Annotated in this window: 16 protein-coding genes; 7 read left to right on the top strand and 9 right to left on the bottom strand. The window is 41.1% G+C overall.

The window, feature by feature from the left end; genetic code table 11:
• The first annotated feature begins 12 nt into the window (after positions 1-12).
• The 4 genes from A9Z07_RS01835 (at position 13) to aroC (ending at position 4,690) form a co-directional block, all read left to right on the top strand.
• The gene (locus A9Z07_RS01835; RefSeq protein ID WP_069576447.1) at positions 13-1,200 is read left to right on the top strand and encodes a vWA domain-containing protein; all 1,188 of its coding nucleotides are present in this window, start codon (positions 13-15) and stop codon (positions 1,198-1,200) included.
• A gap of 42 nt (positions 1,201-1,242) precedes the next feature.
• On the top strand, positions 1,243-2,448 hold the full coding sequence (trpB, locus tag A9Z07_RS01830; protein WP_069576445.1) for a tryptophan synthase subunit beta: 1,206 nt from the start codon (positions 1,243-1,245) through the stop codon (positions 2,446-2,448).
• Between the two features lie 126 nt (positions 2,449-2,574).
• A complete protein-coding gene (gene prmB, locus A9Z07_RS01825; RefSeq protein WP_004772132.1) occupies positions 2,575-3,585 on the top strand; it encodes a 50S ribosomal protein L3 N(5)-glutamine methyltransferase in 1,011 nt (336 codons plus the stop codon).
• Between the two features lie 13 nt (positions 3,586-3,598).
• Complete coding sequence (aroC, locus tag A9Z07_RS01820) at positions 3,599-4,690, top strand: chorismate synthase (protein ID WP_004772133.1); 1,092 nt, start codon at positions 3,599-3,601, stop codon at positions 4,688-4,690.
• A 111-nt stretch (positions 4,691-4,801) separates the two neighbouring features.
• On the opposite strand, the gene A9Z07_RS01815 is transcribed toward aroC, so the two are convergent.
• The gene (locus A9Z07_RS01815; protein WP_004772135.1) at positions 4,802-6,031 is read right to left on the bottom strand and encodes a GGDEF domain-containing protein; all 1,230 of its coding nucleotides are present in this window, start codon (positions 6,029-6,031) and stop codon (positions 4,802-4,804) included.
• 297 nt (positions 6,032-6,328) lie between these two features.
• Between A9Z07_RS01815 and A9Z07_RS01810 the strand changes: the two genes are divergently transcribed.
• Positions 6,329-7,075: a TenA family transcriptional regulator gene (locus A9Z07_RS01810; protein WP_004772138.1), complete on the top strand. Its 747-nt coding sequence runs from the start codon at positions 6,329-6,331 to the stop codon at positions 7,073-7,075.
• 65 nt (positions 7,076-7,140) lie between these two features.
• On the opposite strand, the gene A9Z07_RS01805 is transcribed toward A9Z07_RS01810, so the two are convergent.
• Positions 7,141-7,842 (bottom strand): NAD(P)H-dependent oxidoreductase, encoded by a 702-nt coding sequence (locus tag A9Z07_RS01805; RefSeq protein ID WP_069576441.1) that lies wholly within the window; start codon positions 7,840-7,842, stop codon positions 7,141-7,143.
• Positions 7,843-7,968: 126 nt separating this feature from the next.
• On the opposite strand from A9Z07_RS01805, the gene A9Z07_RS01800 reads away from it, so the two are divergent.
• Entirely contained in the window at positions 7,969-8,994 is a 1,026-nt protein-coding gene (locus A9Z07_RS01800) for an AraC family transcriptional regulator (RefSeq protein ID WP_069576439.1), read from the top strand.
• 259 nt (positions 8,995-9,253) lie between these two features.
• Here A9Z07_RS01800 and A9Z07_RS01795 read toward each other — a convergent pair whose 3' ends face one another.
• From A9Z07_RS01795 to A9Z07_RS01770, 6 genes are all read right to left on the bottom strand, one after another.
• A complete protein-coding gene (locus tag A9Z07_RS01795) occupies positions 9,254-10,459 on the bottom strand; it encodes an NAD(P)/FAD-dependent oxidoreductase (protein WP_069576555.1) in 1,206 nt (401 codons plus the stop codon).
• A gap of 161 nt (positions 10,460-10,620) precedes the next feature.
• Entirely contained in the window at positions 10,621-11,172 is a 552-nt protein-coding gene (locus A9Z07_RS01790; RefSeq protein WP_069576437.1) for an RrF2 family transcriptional regulator, read from the bottom strand.
• A gap of 412 nt (positions 11,173-11,584) precedes the next feature.
• Positions 11,585-11,821: a VF530 family DNA-binding protein gene (locus A9Z07_RS01785; protein ID WP_004961824.1), complete on the bottom strand. Its 237-nt coding sequence runs from the start codon at positions 11,819-11,821 to the stop codon at positions 11,585-11,587.
• A gap of 535 nt (positions 11,822-12,356) precedes the next feature.
• Positions 12,357-14,522, bottom strand: a complete 2,166-nt coding sequence (locus A9Z07_RS01780; RefSeq protein WP_069576435.1) for a TonB-dependent siderophore receptor — start codon at positions 14,520-14,522, stop codon at positions 12,357-12,359.
• Positions 14,523-14,675: 153 nt separating this feature from the next.
• Entirely contained in the window at positions 14,676-15,056 is a 381-nt protein-coding gene (locus tag A9Z07_RS01775; protein ID WP_047427491.1) for a Fur family transcriptional regulator, read from the bottom strand.
• A 142-nt stretch (positions 15,057-15,198) separates the two neighbouring features.
• A complete protein-coding gene (locus A9Z07_RS01770; RefSeq protein ID WP_069576433.1) occupies positions 15,199-17,193 on the bottom strand; it encodes a TonB-dependent receptor plug domain-containing protein in 1,995 nt (664 codons plus the stop codon).
• Positions 17,194-17,417: 224 nt separating this feature from the next.
• On the opposite strand from A9Z07_RS01770, the gene A9Z07_RS01765 reads away from it, so the two are divergent.
• Positions 17,418-20,573 carry a multidrug efflux RND transporter permease subunit gene (locus A9Z07_RS01765; RefSeq protein WP_069576432.1) on the top strand — a complete coding sequence of 1,052 codons (3,156 nt, stop codon included), beginning with the start codon at positions 17,418-17,420 and terminating at the stop codon, positions 20,571-20,573.
• Positions 20,574-20,708: 135 nt separating this feature from the next.
• Here A9Z07_RS01765 and A9Z07_RS17995 read toward each other — a convergent pair whose 3' ends face one another.
• Positions 20,709-20,936 (bottom strand): phosphopantetheine-binding protein, encoded by a 228-nt coding sequence (locus tag A9Z07_RS17995; RefSeq protein WP_227504686.1) that lies wholly within the window; start codon positions 20,934-20,936, stop codon positions 20,709-20,711.
• Positions 20,937-20,939: the final 3 nt, after the last annotated feature.

Below are 20,939 nucleotides of genomic sequence, written 5' to 3'. Positions count from 1 at the left end.
GAGTACTTAGCAATGTTTGTGCGACTGTTTTACACCTTACGCAAATATGGCGTACCTGTAACAACACGTGAGCTCATTGATCTTAATCAGGCAGTAGCTTCAGGTCTTGTGTTTGCAGATCAGGAAGAGTTCTATCAATTGGCTAAAACAGTTTTAGTTAAAGATGAACGCTTCTTTGATAAGTTTGATCGTGCTATGAAAGATTACTTTGATGGCATTGAAACCTTTGATTTAGATGAATTGCTGAAACAGGTTCACAAATTACCCAAAGACTGGTTTGATCTTGAACTGTTGGAAAAGCATTTAACGCCTGAACAACGTGCGGAATTGCAAAAAGCGGGTTCGCTCGAAGAACTGATGAAAATGCTGGAAGAACGTTTACGTGAACAGCATAAGAAACATCAGGGTGGCAATCGTATGGTTGGCACAGGCGGTACTTCGCCTTTTGGTGCGTTTGGTGATCATCCTGAAGGTGTTCGTATTGGTGGCCCAGGGCGTAAACGTTCTGCGGTGAAAGTATGGGAACAGCGTAAATACCAAAATCTGGATGATGATCAGGTTCTGGGAACTCGCCAAATGCAAATCGCTTTACGCCGTTTACGTAAGTTTGCCCGTCAAGGAGCTGCTGAAGAGCTGGATGTGGATGGCACCATCCGTGAAACAGCCAAACAGGGTATTTTGGATGTACAACTGGTACCTGAGCGTCGTAACCGCATTAAAGTGTTGATGCTGTTTGATGTTGGCGGTTCGATGGATGCCTATATTGCCGAATGCGAAAAGCTATTCAGTGCGACCAAATCAGAGTTTAAAACCCTCGAATACTTCTATTTCCATAATTGCCTGTATGATTATGTCTGGAAAGACAACCATCGCCGTAGCGCAACTCGTATGAATACGTGGGATCTGTTCCATACCTATGGACGTGATTATCGCGTCATCGTGGTGGGTGATGCCAGTATGGCACCGTATGAGTTAAAGTCAGTCGGTGGATCGGTGGAGTATATGAATGATGAGGCGGGTGAAGTGTGGCTGAGACGTTTACGTCAGCATTTTGATAAAACCGCTTGGCTGAATCCTGAAATGGAAGGTTATTGGCATTACACCCAGACCATTAACTGGATTAAAGATATTTTTGAAAATCATATGTTTCCGATGACGCTAAAAGGTATCGAAGACATGACGCGCTATTTATCGCGTTAATATTTATATGAAGACAACAACTTTATAAAAACAGGAATAATGATGGAACATCAAATCAATGGGGTAGCTTTACCCAATGAAGCAGGTTTCTTTGGAAATTTTGGCGGTCAGTTCATTCCTCCTCACTTAAAAGAGGCGATGGATGAGATTAATGCGGCTTATGAAGAGATTCGCCATACCGCCGAGTTTCAAGATGAGCTGAACGATTTATTCAAAAATTATGTGGGTCGTCCAAGTCCATTATTTCATGCCAAGCGTTTATCTGAGCAACTGGGTGGCGCGCAGATTTATTTAAAACGTGAAGACCTGAACCATACCGGTGCGCATAAGATCAATCACTGCTTAGGCGAAGCGCTACTTGCCAAATACATGGGTAAAACAAAGGTTATTGCTGAGACTGGTGCAGGACAGCATGGTGTCGCTTTAGCAACTGCTTGTGCATTGGTGGGTATTCCGTGTGAAATTCATATGGGACAAGTGGATATCGAAAAAGAGCATCCCAATGTCGTTAAAATGAAAATTCTGGGTGCAAAATTGGTTTCGGTGACTCAAGGCACAGCAACCTTAAAAGATGCAGTCGATAGTGCCTTTGAAGAATATTTAAAAGATCCGAAAAACTATATTTATGCAATTGGTTCAGTGGTCGGGCCGCATCCATTTCCAAAAATGGTACGTGATTTCCAGTCAATTATTGGCAAGGAAATTAAAACCCAATCTAATGAGTATTTTGGTCAGAATCCTGATTATGTGGTTGCTTGCGTCGGTGGTGGATCAAATGCGATTGGTGCATTTACCGCATTTTTAAATGAAACTGATGTCAAACTGGTGGGCGTAGAGCCAGCAGGTCTTGGCTTGGATACCGATAAGCACTCTGCAACGCTGACCTTGGGTAAACCGGGACAGATTCATGGCATGGCCTGTTATGTGCTAGAGGATGAGCAAGGCGAACCCTTACCTGTGCATTCGATTGCATCAGGACTGGATTATCCAGGTGTAGGGCCACAACATAGTTTCCTGAAAGAACTTGGACGTGTGCAATATGAAACGGCGACCGATCAAGAATGTTTAGATGCATTTATGACCCTTTCACGTGTGGAAGGCATTGTACCTGCGTTGGAAAGTTCACATGCGGTGGCTTGGGCGTTACGTGAAGCACCCAAAATGGATAAGAACATCAGGATCGTGGTCAACCTTTCGGGTCGTGGTGATAAAGACTCAGACTATGTCGCTGAAAAATTAGGACTATAAGCTTTTTACCCAAGTTAAGGCTTTAAAAGACCGCTTCTTGTAGAGAGGCGGTTTTTTTATTGTTAAATCTTGCTTAATCCCGTTAGAATAAAGCGTTTTGCAATTAGCACTTTTGGAGACGCCTAAGTGGAGCGACCTACAATCAGCCCTGAACATTTACAAGAAGCGGCTGAAAATTTAGTAACCATTCGAGATTTCGTTCGTTTTGGGGTAACCGCACTTCGTCAATATGACGCACACTTAGGTCAAGGGACTCAAGATTATTTTGCAGAAAGCTCTGCATTGGTACTTCAAACACTTTCACTTGAGTGGAAAGCCGACGCTGAGATTTTGGATGCGAAGTTACTGCCAAGTGAAAAAGCGGAATTCTTAAGTTTATTAGAACGTCGTATCAATGACCGTATTCCAACCTCGTATTTATTGAACTTGGCGTATTTCTTCAATAAGCCATTCTATGTCGATGAGCGTGTACTGATTCCTCGTTCACCCATTGCCGAGTTGATTGAACAGCGTTTTGCACCATACTGCCTAGATGAGAATGGTCGTATGCTGGAAGCGTTAAACAACTTACCAGAAAATAATAATCCAAAAACACCGCAACGCATCCTCGATATGTGTACAGGTTCAGGCTGTATCGCAATTGCATTGGCTTATGCTTATCCAGATGCGGAAGTGGATGCAACAGATATCTCAAAAGAAGCATTAGAAGTCGCTTCAATTAATACCGAGCATCATGACAAGCAATATCAGGTGGCTTTACTTGAATCTGATTTATTCTCAAAAATTCCTGCTGAGAATCAATATGACCTGATCGTGAGCAATCCGCCGTATGTGGATGCTGAAGATATGGCGGATTTACCAGAAGAATTCTTGCATGAGCCTGAGCTCGCTTTGGCTGCGGGTCAGGATGGTCTGGATCTGGTTCGTAAAATGTTAGCTCAAGCGGCTGATTATTTGACTGAAGATGGTCTAATCGTGATTGAAGTAGGTAATTCTGAGTGGGCAATGCGCCAGAACTTCAACACGGTTGATTTCCATTGGTTGACTTTCCAGAGAGGTGGTTCTGGTATTTTTGCCTTAACTGCTGAACAATGCCGTCGTTATAAAGAATTATTTCAGCAATCCGTTCAAAATTAAGAGGCGATGAAACATGGCAGGGAATAGTATTGGGCAACTGTTTCGAGTGACAACATGTGGTGAGTCACATGGTGTTGGCTTGATGGCAATTGTCGATGGGGTGCCACCTGGTCTTGAGCTTTGTGAAGCTGATTTGCAAAAAGATCTTGATCGCCGTAAACCGGGGACATCAAAGTTTGCAACGCAACGTAAAGAGCCAGATCAAGTCGAAATCATTTCAGGTGTTTTTGAAGGTAAAACGACAGGAACATCGATTGGTTTGTTGATTCGTAATACAGATCAGAAATCAAAAGATTACGGCAATATTGCTCAAACATTCCGTCCAGGCCATGCTGATTATACCTATACGCAAAAATACGGCTTCCGTGACTATCGTGGTGGTGGCCGTTCAAGTGCGCGTGAAACTGCAATGCGTGTTGCTGCGGGGGCGATTGCCAAGAAATATCTCGCTGAAAAATTTGGCATTGATATTCGTGGACATGTTACTCAAATTGGTAATGAAGTTGCAGAAAAACTGGATTGGGCGGAAGTACCGAATAATCCATTTTTCTGTGGCGATGTTGATGCTGTTCCGCGTTTTGAACAGTTGGTCACTGCTTTACGTGAGCAAGGCACCAGTTGTGGCGCAAAACTTGAAATCGTGGCTGAGAAAGTACCTGTCGGCTGGGGTGAACCTGTATTTGATCGTTTAGATGCAGATATTGCCCATGCGATGATGAGCATCAATGCGGTTAAAGGCGTTGAGATTGGTGATGGTTTCGCTGTTGCTGGACAGTTTGGTCATGAAACTCGTGATGAGCTGACCACAGACGGTTTCCTTGCCAATCATGCCGGCGGTATCTTGGGTGGGATTTCGAGTGGTCAAACTATCCGTGTTGCGATTGCATTGAAACCGACTGCAAGTATTACCACATCAGGTAAAACCATTACGATTGAACGTGAAAATACTGATGTATTAACCAAAGGTCGTCATGATCCATGTGTGGGTGTACGTGCAACGCCGATTGCTGAAGCGATGTTGGCGATTGTGTTAATGGATCACTTTTTAAGACATCGTGCTCAAAATGCCGATGTGGTTGCGCCATTTAAGCCAATCGAACCCTAATATAAAAAAGATTAAGCCACACAGATAATTTATTATATGTGTGGCTTAGATCACATTTTAAATAGAATAAAATTAAATTAATTTAACATTCATTCAATAATAGTTAATCAATTATAAAGTTTCAGAAATCATATTATCTGATGTCGCAATATGATACTGATTTCGACCATTACTTTTCGCAATATATAACGCATGATCGGCCTGCGCAATAAACTCGGATAGACTGTCATTTAGACTTGGCGTCATGGTGGCAACACCCACACTAATAGTGACTTGCTTGGATACATGGCTTCTTGGATGAGCAATCCCGATATTACTGATGAGTTCCATTAGTCTGCGTACTTGCACCAGAGCTTGTTCACGATCCGTCATGGCAAACAGTAACAGAAACTCTTCGCCACCATAACGTGCAGCAAGATCGCCACTGCGTGAGGCGATAGAGCCGAGCATAATCGCGATGCGCCGTAAGCACTGATCCCCCTGAATATGCCCCAAGGTATCGTTATAGAGCTTAAAGAAATCGATATCGATCATCATGATGGTGATTGGCAGTCCATGCCGTGTCGCACGTTTCCATTCATTCTCAAGCACCTCATCCAGATAACGGCGATTTGCCAGACCTGTTAAGGCATCCTGTTGAGAGAGAATTGACAATTGTTGGGCTTGTCGCATCAGTTCTAAACGGTTGAGTTCGATCATGCAGTTTTGCAGATAGTTTTCACGGTGTTGCCGATCGGTTGCATAGGCAAGCGCCATCCCCAGAAAACTGCTAAAGGTATAGGTACGGTTCAGGAAGGTCCAGTCGATGGCACCACTGAGCCATGTACTGGCAATAATCCCGATTAAACCGCCAACCCAGCCCGCAATAATGGCCGTATAGAAACGCATTCCGACGAAACCGTAGATGATCACAACGGCATACATCATGGCGGCATGGAAGAGAACGTTATTTTGTCCTTGTTCCAGTACGTTAATGATCGTAAACGAAATAGCGACAGCGCCCATGGAGCCAATACAGACATAGTGGTCAAACCATTTATTCATCATCGGCAGGAAAGACAGCATCCATGCCAAGGTAATAATGATCCCAACCCATCCGTAGGTTGCCATCCAGGTGATACGAAGGTCTGTAGGTAGAACCTGATAGATACCGAAGCTTAGAAATAGATATAAACCTAAAATAATAGGGGCGCGATAACGGAACTCATGCGCAGCTTCATTTCTGTACTGATCACGATAGATCACTTCTAATTCTTTAGGAAACCAAACTAAATTTAGCCCGCGAGAAATTAACAAGTCGATTTGTTCTTGTCCCAATATATTGGAAGCTTTCAACTTCATCTTATCTCTCACCACTCCCAAAAATGTTCTTATAAATGTCAAAATAGGGATTATTTTTTTACTACGTTACACTGATTTAAATAGAATGTGTATTAGATTATAAAAAAATATTAATTTTTAAATAATAAGCATTGCCTAATATAATGATTCAAGCTTAAATTAGATTCAAGAAATAAAAAGCTGTTACAAATTAAACGGCAATCGATTGTATCTTGATGGCATTGAGATACAATTTATAAAAAAGCATCAATCATGGTCAATGGTTGAATTAAGTCATACGAAATAGGATGCATCGCAATGACTGCTATGAATCAATATGGAACAAAACTAGAAATCACACCTCACTCCGAATGGGCGCAACAGTTCTGGGATGACCTGTTACCTTCAAAAGAAAGAGTGAGTAAACATCCGTTATTTATGGATATGGCAAATGGTTCATTAAGTCTGGAATGTTTTCGTTCAGCCTTATTGAATTTCTATCCTTTGGTAGCTCATTTTCCGTCTTATATGGCCGGATCATTAGCCAAAGCAACCTCGTTTGAACTGGATGGCGTGACTGAAACCCGAGACTGGCTGATCCAGAATATCAAGGTGGAAGAACGGCATTTGAATTGGTATCAGGACTGGGCAGGGGGATTTGGTCTGACGGTTGAGATGCTCAACAATGTCAAACCACCTGTGGCCATGAATGCCGTGAATCACTTTTTATGGGATGTCAACTTCCGAGGCACGCTGGCTGAAAGTATTGCTGCGACCAATCTCGCAATTGAATGGGCAACAGGCGACTGGACTATTCAGGTGTATAAAGGAATTCAGGTCTATACCCAGCATCCTGAGGTCAATATCAATAAACGTTCTTTAGCGTGGTTAAGAGCGCATGCACATTATGATGATTTGCATCCGTATGAAGCGATGGAACTGATTAAGCGCTTATGTGATAAAGATCCTGTACTACAACAAAAGGCTTTTCTGGCTGCTCAGGAAGGTCTGGCCTATTATGAATTGGCTTTAGATGAGTGTTATAAATTACAGCATAAAAATTAAAGTCATTCTATAGATAAAAACTGCTATGACGTTGGGGTGCGCATAGCAGTTTTTTTATGGTTTATTTATTTTAATGGATGCATCTTGTCATCAAAATTTTCGAGTAATGGAAATTCGAGTGCTTCTAGCTGGTCAAGGTGAGTGATGTGGCTTTCAAAATCAGTTAACAGTTTTTGTCGGGCTTCGTGACTGATATAAGGTGCGTGATAGGCAATGAAGGGCGGTAGAACCTCAAATCCCGCATAGGCCAATGTGCCACGCTGAATGGATGAGAGATAATGCTCAATTGGCCCATGAATAGTGTTTTCACCAAACATGTGATCACGGCCACCCAACGTTAAACAAAGCATGGCTTTTTTGCCACGCATGCCGCCGTGGTTGTAAAAGCGTTTGCCACCATAAAACAGTCCAGAGACGAATACACGATCAATCCAGCCCTTTAAAATGGCAGGTACCGAAGTCCAGTATAAGGGAAAACTCAAAATGAGTAGATCTGCACGTTGTACTTTTTCAATTTCAGTCTGAATATCCTGTGAAAATTGATGCTGTTTAAATGCATGGCGTTGTTCCAAAGCATAATTCAGGTAATCAGGCTGGTTTAAGCTTTGAAAATCGTCTTGAGATGCAACGGGATTAAAATTCATTGCATACAGATCGGAGATTTCAACGTTGTGGCCGAGCTTTTCAAAAGTTTCCTGTGCCCTGTCCTTGAGTGCGCTGGTAAACGACAAGTTTTCTGGATGAGCATGCACAATCAGTATATTCATTGGGGTATCACATTAATCAATATATTTTAGATAAATGAACTATGCCGAAATGCTTAAAACTGGCATAGTTCATTAGCTGCCAATATTTACCATTTCACGCCAAATTCATGTGATGAGAACATAAAAATGAGCCCAGAATTACCAGGAAGCTATGTCAACTTATTGATCGATGTGGTGAAAAAATGGAATATTTCTCCTGAGCAAATGCTGGCAGGTACAGGTATTCAGGTGCAAAAACTTGAAGCTCCGTTCTGGTATGTTGATATGAATATTTTCAATTATTTACTCGAAAAAGCAGTGACCTTAACCAAGGAACCTGCAATGAGTTTATATCTTGCTCAGGACATGAGAGCATCTTGCTATGGTAATGTGGGAGTCGCTGCAACCGCAGCACAGACATTATCGGAAGCGATAGAGATTTTAGAGCAATTTATTGGTCTACATTGCGCCGTTTTTAAGCCTAGACTTAAGATTGACGGCGAAATGGCGTATTTATATTTTTCTCAGCCATTACGACCAGAACGATTGAATCTACACGCGATTTGCTTTTTGATATTTGGATTCGCACAGATTCTGGAGAGTCTGGCTCAAGTTAATCTGGAGATTCGCTATAAGTTTCAGCAAGATAAACCTGATTTTTATAGAAATATCCATCCGAACAAGTATTTAAGCGTGGATTTTGCTGCAGAAGCAGATTGTCTGATTTTTAAGAAAGAATGTTTGGATATACCATTAAAAACCTCAGATGCTTTGCTTGCACGTTTAAGCAGACAACAATGCCAGCAAGATGCTCAGAAACTGGCACAAAAAAGAATGGGGAAGGATCGTCTGGATGCTGTGATTAAAGCCATGATTTATGACGAACAGAATGGTTTTTTATCAATAAAACAAATTGCAGGAAAACTGCATATTTCAGAAAGATCATTACAAAGGCAGCTAGGACAGCAACAAACAACGTTTCAGACATTATTGGCAGAGGTGCGTAGACAACATGCCGAGCATTTATTAAAACAGCCAAAGTTGTCTATTCAAGAGGTGGCGGATCGTTTGGGCTATGCTGATATTTCTCATTTTTCACGTGCATTTAAACGTTGGACGAATGTGACGCCCAAATTTTATCGGGAAGTAAGCAAAGCACTAATCGTAAATTAAGTTTATGAACCAAGGCTTCTAATTTAGAATAGAGAAAAGTTTCATAAGATCAGTGTGGTATTACATACCAGAATTATGATTCCCTCATATTCAGAAATTACAGGACAAATCTCGTTTTCTGCTAAAAAATGGCTTTGACGATAATAGAAGAGTTAGAAGTCATACCTAATGACTAAAGAATAAACCCTAGAAGCAAAACCAGCGACGGCTTTGCTTTTAAGGTGTTTAAATCAAGTAGTTTGTTCTAGAAAACCTAATATTAAGGAACAATCACAAAATCAGGGTTTGCTATTGCAAAAATTGCTTTGCGATCTGCAACTGGCGGATAAATCCATACAGTATTAATTTCTTGTTTAATTTTTTTCGCCTCGTGACGCACAAATTGAACTTTTCGATTCCATCCTTCAGTATAAAGTGCTCCCCATGGACCTAAGTCAACACAAGTCACATACTTCGGCTGACTATAAGCGTGTAATGGTAAATCAACCAGTTCTGCGGCAGCATTGTAACCCGCTACACGGCCTAGGCTCATCGCATGCTGACACGACATTACGTTAAAATTACCCATATCGTCAGTTGGAACTTTTACCGTATCACCAGTCACAAAAATATTTTTTGCTTCAGGTGCATGTAAATAAGCATCACCTAAAATACGACCTAAATTATCTTTTTCACCTGCAATTTGAGAGGTAAGCGAATTCGCTCGCATGCCTGCAGTCCAAATAACAGTTTCTGCTTCAATTCTTTCGCCGTTAGAAAGTGTTACGCCAGAAGCATCAAGTGCAGTAACGCGTAGCCCAGCTTTACCTTCTACACCGAGTTCGTCGAGAGCTTCACGAATGACAGCCGCAGCTTCATCACCCAATGCTGCACCAATTTCTGCTGATGAATCGACTAAAACCACACGGATATCAGTTTCACCTAAAATGCTACGCAGACGTTCAGGCATTTCAGTCACGGTTTCAAGCCCAGTCAGGCCGCCACCAGCAACAACTACAGTATTACGTGCTGCATTTGCAGGTTTATGGGCTAAGTTTTTAAGATGTTGATCTAATTTTTCCGCATCTTCTAATGTGCTTACGCTAAATCCATACTCGGTAAGACCCGGTATAGGCGGCATAAATGTGGTGCTACCAGTTGCCAGAATAAAACGGTCATAGCTTAAAGTCTGTTTATCGCCTTGAGTTGTGGTAATTACAAGATTTTGGGCAGCAGCATCAATTTCATTTACCCAGCCAGCCACATATTTAACGTCAACTACGCTTAATACTTCTGAAATATCAGGGTACATATTTTCAAGTACAGCTTCATAAAGACGAGGACGAATATCCACATTTGGACTAGGGGAAACCATCACCACTTCAATGTTTTGTTGCTGGGAAGCTAAGTGAATTGCTCGTTGTGCGGCAAGTGCAGCCCATAAACCAGCAAAACCAGAACCTGCAATAATAATACGCTTACTCATTTGATTATCCTTTTGATCGATTTTTTCGGACATATAAGTTCTAGCTCATCTCCAAATTTTGGGTGAGCGAATCCTTTCTCTGACTGTCCGAAAAATCTGAGAAAGCGTTTAAAACGATTACGGGGTGTTATTGCTCTAGGATTTGAGACCCTTTCAGCTCATTAGTCTGGCGGTATATCCCGTGATATCTTACTTTTCCGCATTTTTGCTGTTCTTCCTTCAATGCGTTCATTGATCCAGCCATTTACATCACTAAAAAATACATCGGGTGCATAACGGCCAAAACGATCTGCAATATCACCAAGTGTATGTGCACCTAAAGCATCTCGCATGGCTTTTTCAGCCTGTAGCATAACTGCATGAACTGCACATACACCACTGGTTGCCCAATCGGGTGGAGCATTGTTAAAGACCGCACATTTACCACGAACTTCTTGACACTCAAAAAGTGGTTTTTCACCTTCAATTGCATTCACAATATCTAAAAAACTGATTTCGTGAGCAGATTGGGCCAGTAAATATCCGCCGCGAACACCTTCTTGTGCTACAACAAGTCCAGCCTTTTCAAGTTTAGGAAAAATCTTGGCCATAAAACTTGGAGAGACTCCTTGTAATTCGGCAAGATCCTTACTACTCAAAGGTTTATCTTCATTATTCACAAGAAAAAGAAGACAGTGAATTGCATACTCGACGCTACTAGTGATATAAGCCATTTAATTTCATAATTGATCAATTACAAACACAGACTAATGCAGTCTGTGTTTTAAGTCAATAATAAAACTAAGACAAAGTTAGTCTTAGTTTTATGTGAAAGTGATTTAGGTGGGAGGAATAGGTGCTATATAACTGAATTTAAGTAATTTTAAAGCAATATTAGGGGCTGTAAATAATTTAAAAATTATTAGAAAAATTTACGAATGCCACCAATAATTTTTTCATATAAAGCTATGAAAATTAGTCAACAAATTTATTTTAAGACATCAATTGAGAGTTTTGAGCGTAATTAAAAACCTAACTATAAATGCAAATTTTGCTAATAAAGGTCTTAAGAATTGACTAAATTTTTTCTAGGAGAGTGGCGGCAGTCCGCCACTAATTAAAATGCTGAGACTAGGGTTCTGATAGTTACGATTTCTGTTTAGCTTTTTGGCGTAAGACATACAAATATAAGTTTTCTACTTTTTCACGTGCCCATGGTGTGGTACGTAAGAATCGCAATGATGATTTAACACTTGGATCTATACAAAAACATCTAATTTCAATTTTACGACTTAAGCCCTCAAAGCCACCGTAGTAATCCAATAACTCATCCAAAATGTCAGCAAGTTTTTTGCCGTGTAGAGGGTCATTGGAGGCGTTCATAATAGATTAACCATATTTTAGGAGAACATCATTATAACCTGAGCTAGTTGAAAAATGAGAGGGTTGGAATTTAAACGTAATTAACATAGAAGATTACAGCTTATCTTTCTATTGATGTGTGCTGAGATAGCAGGAGACATTCACTTAGGAGATTCTGGGCAGCCGGCTTGTAAAAGTCTTCAGCCATTTGATTTAGTGTCTTAAATATAATCTAGACCTTTCTTTTTATGGAATGAGAACTCTAAGTCAGCAACGTGAATTTCTATGATCATAATTCACGTTGCTTAGCTGTGGCAACAAACAATGACTTGCTTAGCAGTGCTACTCAGGCCACAGTCTCGGATATTTTATTTAACATAATATACATTATGCGAAATAATTATAATTTATTAAGATCACGACTTGTTCCTCACCAAACTCTAGTTTTAAGTCTTCTAATGCTCTATACGAATCTAAATAAAAACGGCGTAAACTTATTTGATGATTTAAAGTTTACGCCGTGATGCTTTCTCTGTTTTTTAAATTCTATGGCAAATTAAAAATTCACAGTCCACGACAACTGTGCTGTACGTGGCGCACCCAAGAATAAATAATCATCCCCAACAAAATTGCCTACATCGCGCCAGTATTTTTTATTCAATAAATTATCGACATTCAATCTCAATGTATTGTCATAACCATACGCATGAAAGTTATACGCAGCGCCAGCATCAAATACGCTATAGCCTGACACCTTCACTGTGCCTGTTTTATTGGCATATTTACTGCTGCTGTACTGCATACCTGCCAATAAACGTAATCCATCAATTTGTGGGACTTGATAAGATAAATGACCAGCAAAACGTACATTTGGCACATTTTGAGTCTGATGTCCTTTATATTCAGTTACTTGTACATCTTTAAGTCGTGAACGTGTCAATGCCAGACTTGATGTAATATCCAGATTTTCACCTAAACGACCTTGTAAACCGAACTCCATTCCAAGGTTATGCTGTTCACCTTCAGCAATATAATTATTGGCTGCATTGGTGTACTGATTGTCTTGTTTTAAATCAAATAATGCTGCCGTAAAGAGAAAATCTTGCCATTGCTGTTTGACACCCAATTCATATTGAGTTGAATGTATTGGGGCTAGCGTTATAGGCGCATTATTGGTAAACCAAGGTGCCTGACCACCATCGCTTAAACCTTTGGCATAAGATGCATATAAGTGCGTGCGTTCCCAAGGTTGATACATCACGGCAAATTGCGGCAAGAAACGATTAAAATCGGTCTTTCGAATGCGCTGACCATCTGCCTGATAAGCATTTTCATCTAAATGTAGGAGTTTTCCACCCGCTAAAACTGACCAAGCCGCATTGAAATCAATCTGGTCAATCAATGTTAATGCGGTTTGCTGGCTTTCTAAAGACTTGTAGTGATTCGCCAAACGCTTATCAGTTGGTTGATACGCGATGCTATCCTGATAAATATTGCCTGAACCAACCATTTCATTTATTGCATCATATTGTGAATGGCGTTTAGCTGTGTGTGACAATTCTGCACTGAGATTGTGTTGCCATGTACCAGTATTAAATTTACCGTTTATGCCAGCCTTAAATTGATTGGTGAGATAGCTGTCATCTGGATTGCGGAAGTCATAAATATCGTAATTACCATTCGGGTCAAAAGTATTACTTTGCGTCTGACAACTTTCACTATAACAACCCCAAGCAAATGATGAATAGTCATCTACCACAACACGGCTTCGTGAAGCACTTAAATGCGACGTCCAGTTGTCATTGATCTGATAAGTATATTTTAATCCTGTATTTAAGCTATCACTGCTTACAGGTTTGCTCCAGCTTTGATAACCCAGTAAACGATCCCATTTCACACCACTTGGTACGGCGTTTCCACCCAATAATTGATAACCTGGTACAGAACGCTGACGTTGATGTTGTGATTCAAGATCAAATTCGAGCTTGGAATGATCTGAGATTTTCCAGTCTAAAGCGACTGAGCCAAATAAACGACGTCCATTGGCATGTTCAACATAAGGATGAATTTCTTCATTGGCCAGATTAATGCGGTAACCAAATTGTTGCTGCTCGCCCAACAATCCACCTAGATCTGTTGCAACACGGTAGCCACCTTCACTATCAGTACCTACGGTAACCGACTGTATGTCTTTAGGTCGTTTAGTCACGTAATTGACCACACCACTGGGTGTTGACATGCTACTTTGAATCGCACTGATTCCTTTTAGAATTTCAACCTGTTCTTTATTTTCAAGCGCTACATTTTGCTCACCGCGAATCACATTGCCATTCAGCAAATAACTTGAACCTAGATTCAGGGCAAAACCACGCATTACAAAGTTCGGATAATAGCCAATCGGTGCATAGCCATCCCCTACTGCTGCATCATTCTTTACCACATCCGTGAGTGTTTTTGCATGTTGATCTGCAATACGTTCAGCTGTGATAGTACTGATTGAGGCTGGTATTTCGGCCAGACTGTGTTGATTAAAACCAGTTAAATTGACTTTAGGTTGATAATACGCACTTTCCGCAGCCTGAGCATTGACTGTAATGGTGGCAAGCCGAGTGGTTTCGCCTTCAGTTTCGGCCTGTGCCACTGTGGAGAGTAACCCTAAACATGAAAATGAGCCAACTGCCAGTAATGCTGTTTGTAAACGAGAAAGTGGAAAGGTTTTCACAGTATTTGCCAAGTCCTAAAAAATAATTTTACAGTCCGAATTTGCGGCACGAGTATTCACAATTTCTTTAGATTGGACAAGCATATTTTCCATCTATCTAAGACTTTTTCACATTTAGCCGATAAATTGAATTTAACTTGTGATCCAAAAGCTTTATTTATACAAAATCAGTTCTGCTGTTGAAAACTCATCTCCAAGTTTGTCCATGATTTCTTCGAGTAATGTGGTGATTTCAGGATTGTTATAAGCATGCATGTTTCCGTTAATGGTTTCTCTCACATTACAATTGATTCTTTGCTTAAGTAGCTTATACACACTTTTGTTTCGACCAAACAGGATTCTTTGAATAAGATGATGTTTTTCCAGATCGGACAGGACTCTGTAAATGGTGCCTATTTTGAGGCCACTTTGTTTATTGGCAATCATATAGATATCATCTGCGGTAAGACCGTTATGTTGAGCAAGTACTTCTAAAACGGAAACTCTGGCAACAGTTGGCGTTAAGCCTTTATTTATTAATAACTTTGAGTACATAAAAAACCTGTAAATTAAAATAATAGCAACTCTATTTTTTATAAAAATAAATAACTTGGTATAAATAAAAGTCGAAAAATCGAAGTAAACAATGCCTTGAAAACGATTTCTCAAGGCATCTTGTTGCGGTCAATATTCAAAATTAGAAGGTATAGGTCAAACCGACGTAATAATTACGGCCCAGCTCTTTTTCATTAAATGTAATTCCCGCATCTTTGCCTTTTTCTTCAAGATCAACATCGGTCAGGTTTCGGATACCTGCACGTACAGTCACTGCTGGATCTACTTTGGCAGAGAGACCAATATTGACCAAGGTATAATCAGGTAGTTTTTTCTGATTAATGACCTGATCACCGATATAACTTGCACCCGCCGTTAGAGTTAACCATTCAAGCGGTTTTAAATTAAGATTGGTATTGGCTTGCAGGCGTGGACGCTCATCCAGACGTTTATGTGTTTCACTATTTTTAGCATCAAGATAAGTGGCATTGGCATCGACAGAAAGCATAGGCAATAAATCAGCCTGTGCTGCAAGCTCTACACCTTTGATTTTAACTCGCCCTAAATTTACCCAAGCAGCGCCAGTCGGCTTGGATTCACCGTTTGGATCTATGGTATAGGTAATATCACGGCTGATCATATCCTTAATTTCATTCTGGAATAAAGTCACACTCCCGTTCCAGCTCGATTTACGGATTGACGCACTAATTTCATAGTTATCACTGGTTTCAGGCTCAAGGTTTGGATTCCCCCATAAGGTACACCCTCCTCCACAACTGACTATGCCATAATCTTTAGTCATTTGTGCCAGAGACGGCGCTTTAAAGGCTTGTCCATAACCGCCCTTAACCACAATATCATGCGGTAATTGATAAACCAGATAAGCTTTTGGACTGAAATGGTGACCAAACACTTCATGATCATCATAACGACCAGACAAGGATAAAGTCAGCGGATCTGTAATATGAATGTCATCCTGTACAAAGATCGAAGTTGTACTAACTGAAGCCTTACCTGAATTTTGATAAGTTACACCGTCTTTGACTTCCTGATTATTGTATTCAACACCAGCAACAACGCCGTGAATACTGACATCTAAATTGCTATAAGCACGTAAATTGGTATTATTTTCTTTTAAAGTACGATGTTTGGGTTCATCAAAATCTGAATCATAGTCTTTAATTTCACTATTTTCCTGTTGCGCTGAAACGGTAGTTTTACCCCAACTCCAGTCACCGCGATGTGTTAGGCCAACTGAATAACGTTCAATCTCTTGACTGGCAAAACCTTCACTTAAATAGTCCCAAGCTGGATAATATTGATAATCCGTTTGGCCATAAGGACGTTCATCCTTGTTATATCCTAAGTCAAGATCAATATTTTGCTGATCATTGAGTTCATAACTAAGGGTTGAACGTAAATTTTGGGTTTTCTTGCCTTCGATATAATAAGCTGGCGTGGCTTGTTTGCCTTGTGAGAACCACGCATCACGGTCATATTGCTCAGCCGATATCGAAAGACCTAATTTATCGGTCAATGCACCAGATGCAGAGGCGCCCAGACGATATTGCTGTTTTCCTGTACCGCGATCAACTATATGATATTCCGCATTAATTGCACCCTGCCATTCATCTGTTGGCTTTTTGGTAATAATGTTAATTACACCGCCAATCGCATCTGAACCATATAGTGCCGACATCGGGCCTCGAATGACTTCTACCCGCTCAATACTGGATAATGGAATCGAGCTAATATCCAGATCGGCATCACGCCATAAGGCACCTGTAGAAGAAATACGTTTGCCATTGACCAGAATCAAGGTATATACCCCGTTTGATTCACGCACCCCACGAATAGTCAACTTTTCACGACCACCGCCATTATAATTTTGCACCCCGACGGTTTTACCCAAGACTTCAGCCAGACTGTTTGCTGCTGATTGTTCGATCTGCTCTTTGCTGACAACAGTGATAGAAGCAGGTGCCGTATCTGGGCTTTCTTCTGCCAGACTGGCAGTGACGACGATCGTAGGTAAGGTCGTCCCCGCTTTCTGGGTTTGTTGATCTTCATTTGCAAATACTGCAAACGGCGTAAATGCTGCAATTGCAATCACTAATTTCTTCTTAGCCAAGACCATTTTTATTGCATCCTCGGTGTTAATAACAATTTTCATTTGTTAATTGTTATCATTTGTAAAGTTTGCGAATCATAGCTATTTATTGATAATCATTCAATAGTTGAAATTATTTTTATTTGAAATTGATAATCATTCTTATTTATGTAAAATTTAGTTATAATCGGCAATTTGAATATTGTTGTATTCCCCTATTCCTTAAACTTTATGCATAAGTAGATAAAATAATGCTATCCCGTTTCTTTATTTTTCATCCGATTTTTGCATCAGTCATTGCCATTATCATTTTGATTTTAGGCTTCTTTTCGATTCTGGCTTTACCTGTGGAGCGTTATCCCAATCTTGCCCCACCCAGTGTAACCGTTGCGACGGTTTATCGGGGTGCATCGGCTGAAACGGTCGAGGACAGTGTCACACAGATTCTGGAACAGCAGATTAAAGGCATTGATCACCTGCTCTATTACACCTCTAATAGCGAATCTTCAGGCCGCAGTACGATTGATATCCATTTTAAAATTGGTACGGATATTGATAAGGCGCAACTTCAAGTACAAAACCAGATGAATAGTGCCCTGAGTCGCCTCCCCGAACAGGTACAGCGTCAAGGTGTAAATATCTGGAAAACCACAGGTGATATGCTACTTATCGTCGGGGTTTATGATGAAACGGGTAAAGCCAACAATATCGACCTATCCGATTATCTGGTGAATCACTTTGAACAGCCGCTGGCCCAGATTCAGGGCGTTGGAGAAGTTGATATCTTTGGATCGGCCTATGCCATGCGGATCTGGCTCAATCCGAATCAACTTAAAAACTATAAGTTAATGCCAAGTGATATCGAGAAGGCTTTAGAGGATTACAATACTCAAATTGCCGCGGGTTCAATTGGTTCCATGCCTGCCGCGGAGGATCAAAATATCTATGCCAAAGTGACCGCTGGCTCGCGTTTGAAAACCATTGATGATTTTAAGTCGGTTGTGGTCAAGGCCAATATTGATGGCAGTCTGGTCTATCTTAAAGATGTTGCCCGTGTTGAACTGGGCGCAGAAAATTATGAAAGTATTAATACCTTAAATGGCTTCCCTTCCGCGGGTTTAGGGATTTTTTTAAGTCCTGATGCCAATGCCATTCAGACTTCAAAGTTGATCAAGGATAAAATTGCGCAGTTGAGCCACCATTTACCTGCGGGTTATAAGATCGTTTACCCTCGTGACAATACGCCTTTTATTCAGGAATCGATCAAGCAGGTCATCTTTACTTTACTGGAAGCAGTGATTCTGGTGGTGCTGGTGATGTATCTATTTCTACAGAACTGGCGTGCGACCCTGATTCCGACGATTACCGTACCAATTGTCATTTGTGGCACATTTATCATTCTGTATCTGGCAGGGATGAGTATTAATACCCTAACCCTGTTTGCTTTGGTACTTGCGATCGGCTTGTTGGTGGACGATACCATTGTCGTGGTCGAGAATGTTGAGCGTCTCATCCATGAAAAACAGCTCGATGTAAGAGAAGCCTGTTTAGCATCCATGCAAGAAATTAGTGGTGCCTTAATCGGGATTACCCTTGTTCTTACGGCGGTATTTATTCCAATGGCCTTCTTTAGCGGCTCAACGGGCATGATTTACCGTCAATTTTCAATCACGCTGGTGGCTGCAATGCTCCTGTCGTTAATTGCCGCGATGATGATTACGCCAGCGCTCTGTGCCGTATTACTCAAAAAGCAACAACCTAAACCTGTCTGGGGGCAATATTTAGAGCGTGGCGTGCACCGAATCAAAAATTTCTTTATTCAGTCAACCCAATACTTACTTCAATTCAGGTACTTTGCTTATCTGGGTGTTGCTACACTGATTGTGCTACTGGCTTTAATTTATCGGGCTTTACCGACCAGTTTTATTCCCAATGAAGATCAGGGCCTACTGGCAGTGCAATTTGCCTTGCAAGATAGTGCTTCTTTAGGCCAGACCCAAGCCGTGGGCAAACAGGTTAATGATTATCTGCTCAAGCAAGAAGGCAAAAATATTAAAACCGTACTAGTGGTCAATGGTCAGAATTTCTCTGGACAAGGGCCAAATCTGGGGATGGCCTTTGTTTCATTGAAGCACTGGGATGAACGTCAAGGTGATGAAAATACCGCACCTGCTATTCGTGCACGCATGCAAAAGGATCTGTCAGATCTACTCCCAGCACGTGTGATGGTGGGTATGCCAGCCAGTGTCGCAGGTTTAGGACAATCGGATGCCATTGAATTATGGTTGCGTGATTTAACTGGCAAAGGGCGTGAATATTTACAACAACAATTTGCAGAGATTGAAGGTCAGTCAGCCAATTATCCTGCTTTTAGTCAGCTCAGTCCTTTGGTCAGCGACAACAAAGCCGCCGTATATGTGCAACTGGATCAAAACAAGGCAAAAATGCTAGGACTGGAACAAAGTGAAATCCGTTCTACCCTTTCTACGGCTTGGGGTGGCAGTTATGTTAATGATTTTGTTGAACGCGGTCGGATTAAACGCATCATTATGCAAGGTGATACCGAATACCGCTCTAAACCTGAAGATTTACGCTACTGGCATGTGCGTAATCAATCTGGAGAAATGCTTCCCTTATCCCACTTTGCCCAGACACACTGGACAGGTGGGCCTGAGGTCTTAAACCGCTTTATGGGACTGGCAGCGATCCAACTGGAGGCCAATGTTAGTGATGGATTTAGTTCAGGTCAGGCCATGCATCAACTCTCTGACTTAATTAACCAGCAATCAGGTGTAGATCTGGCTTGGAGTGGACTGTCTTTACAGGAACAACAATCCAGTCATCAGGCAATTTATCTGTATGTGATTTCAATCCTATTTATTTTTCTATGTCTGGCTGCTTTATATGAAAGCTGGAAAATTCCTTTCATTATCTTATTGGGTTTACCGCTCGGGATTACGGGGACGGTGGTTTTTGCGTGGTTATTTGAATTGCCCAATGATGTGTATTTCCAGATCGCGTTGCTCACGGCGATTGGATTGTCCTGTAAAAATGCCATTCTGATTGTGGAGTTTGCATCGACAGCACTTGCACAAGGACGAGATAAATATACCGCAGCGTATGAAGCATTAGCTTTGCGCTTACGTCCCATTATCATGACATCACTAGCATTTGGTGCGGGGATTATTCCCTTGGTCTTTGCCACAGGCGCTGGTGCCGCCAGTCGTTATGAGATTGGCATTAGTGTATTAGGCAGTGTGATTTTTGGGACGATCCTGATTCCTTTATTTACCGCCTTCCTGTTTGTCATGGTAAATAGCTGGGTTGGTTTGCCTAAACTGGAATGGCGAAATCTGGATATTTTATCCCGTATCCGAAATATGCGTATCAAGCAGGATGAATCTTGATCTATAAAAATGCTGGATTGAAAAGGAAGCATTCTTTTCTATTTCAATCCAGCAAAATGATCAACTCACTAGAAAAATTCTAAACAATAAAAAATGGCAGTTTTAATCTGCCATTTTTTATTGACTTATTTGAGCTTAAGCGACGAGTTTTTCAATCCATACATCTAATGTTGGTTGTTCGGCAAGATCTTCAAAACTCACTTTTGCGCCGTGTGCCTGCCATTTTCCAACCAGCGTCATTAGACGGACAGAGTCTAAACCAAGCATAAGTAAGTCGTCATGTAGTTCGATTTCATGCACAGGGATTTGTAGCTGCTCGCTGACCGCAGCAATAATGCCTTCCTTCGATAAAGCCGTAGCCATGTG

The sequence above is a fragment of the Acinetobacter sp. YK3 genome (assembly GCF_001729365.1).
Lineage (GTDB): Bacteria > Pseudomonadota > Gammaproteobacteria > Pseudomonadales > Moraxellaceae > Acinetobacter > Acinetobacter vivianii.
Note: the sequence above shows the minus strand (reverse complement) of the source record. Positions and strands in the feature narration are given on the sequence as shown.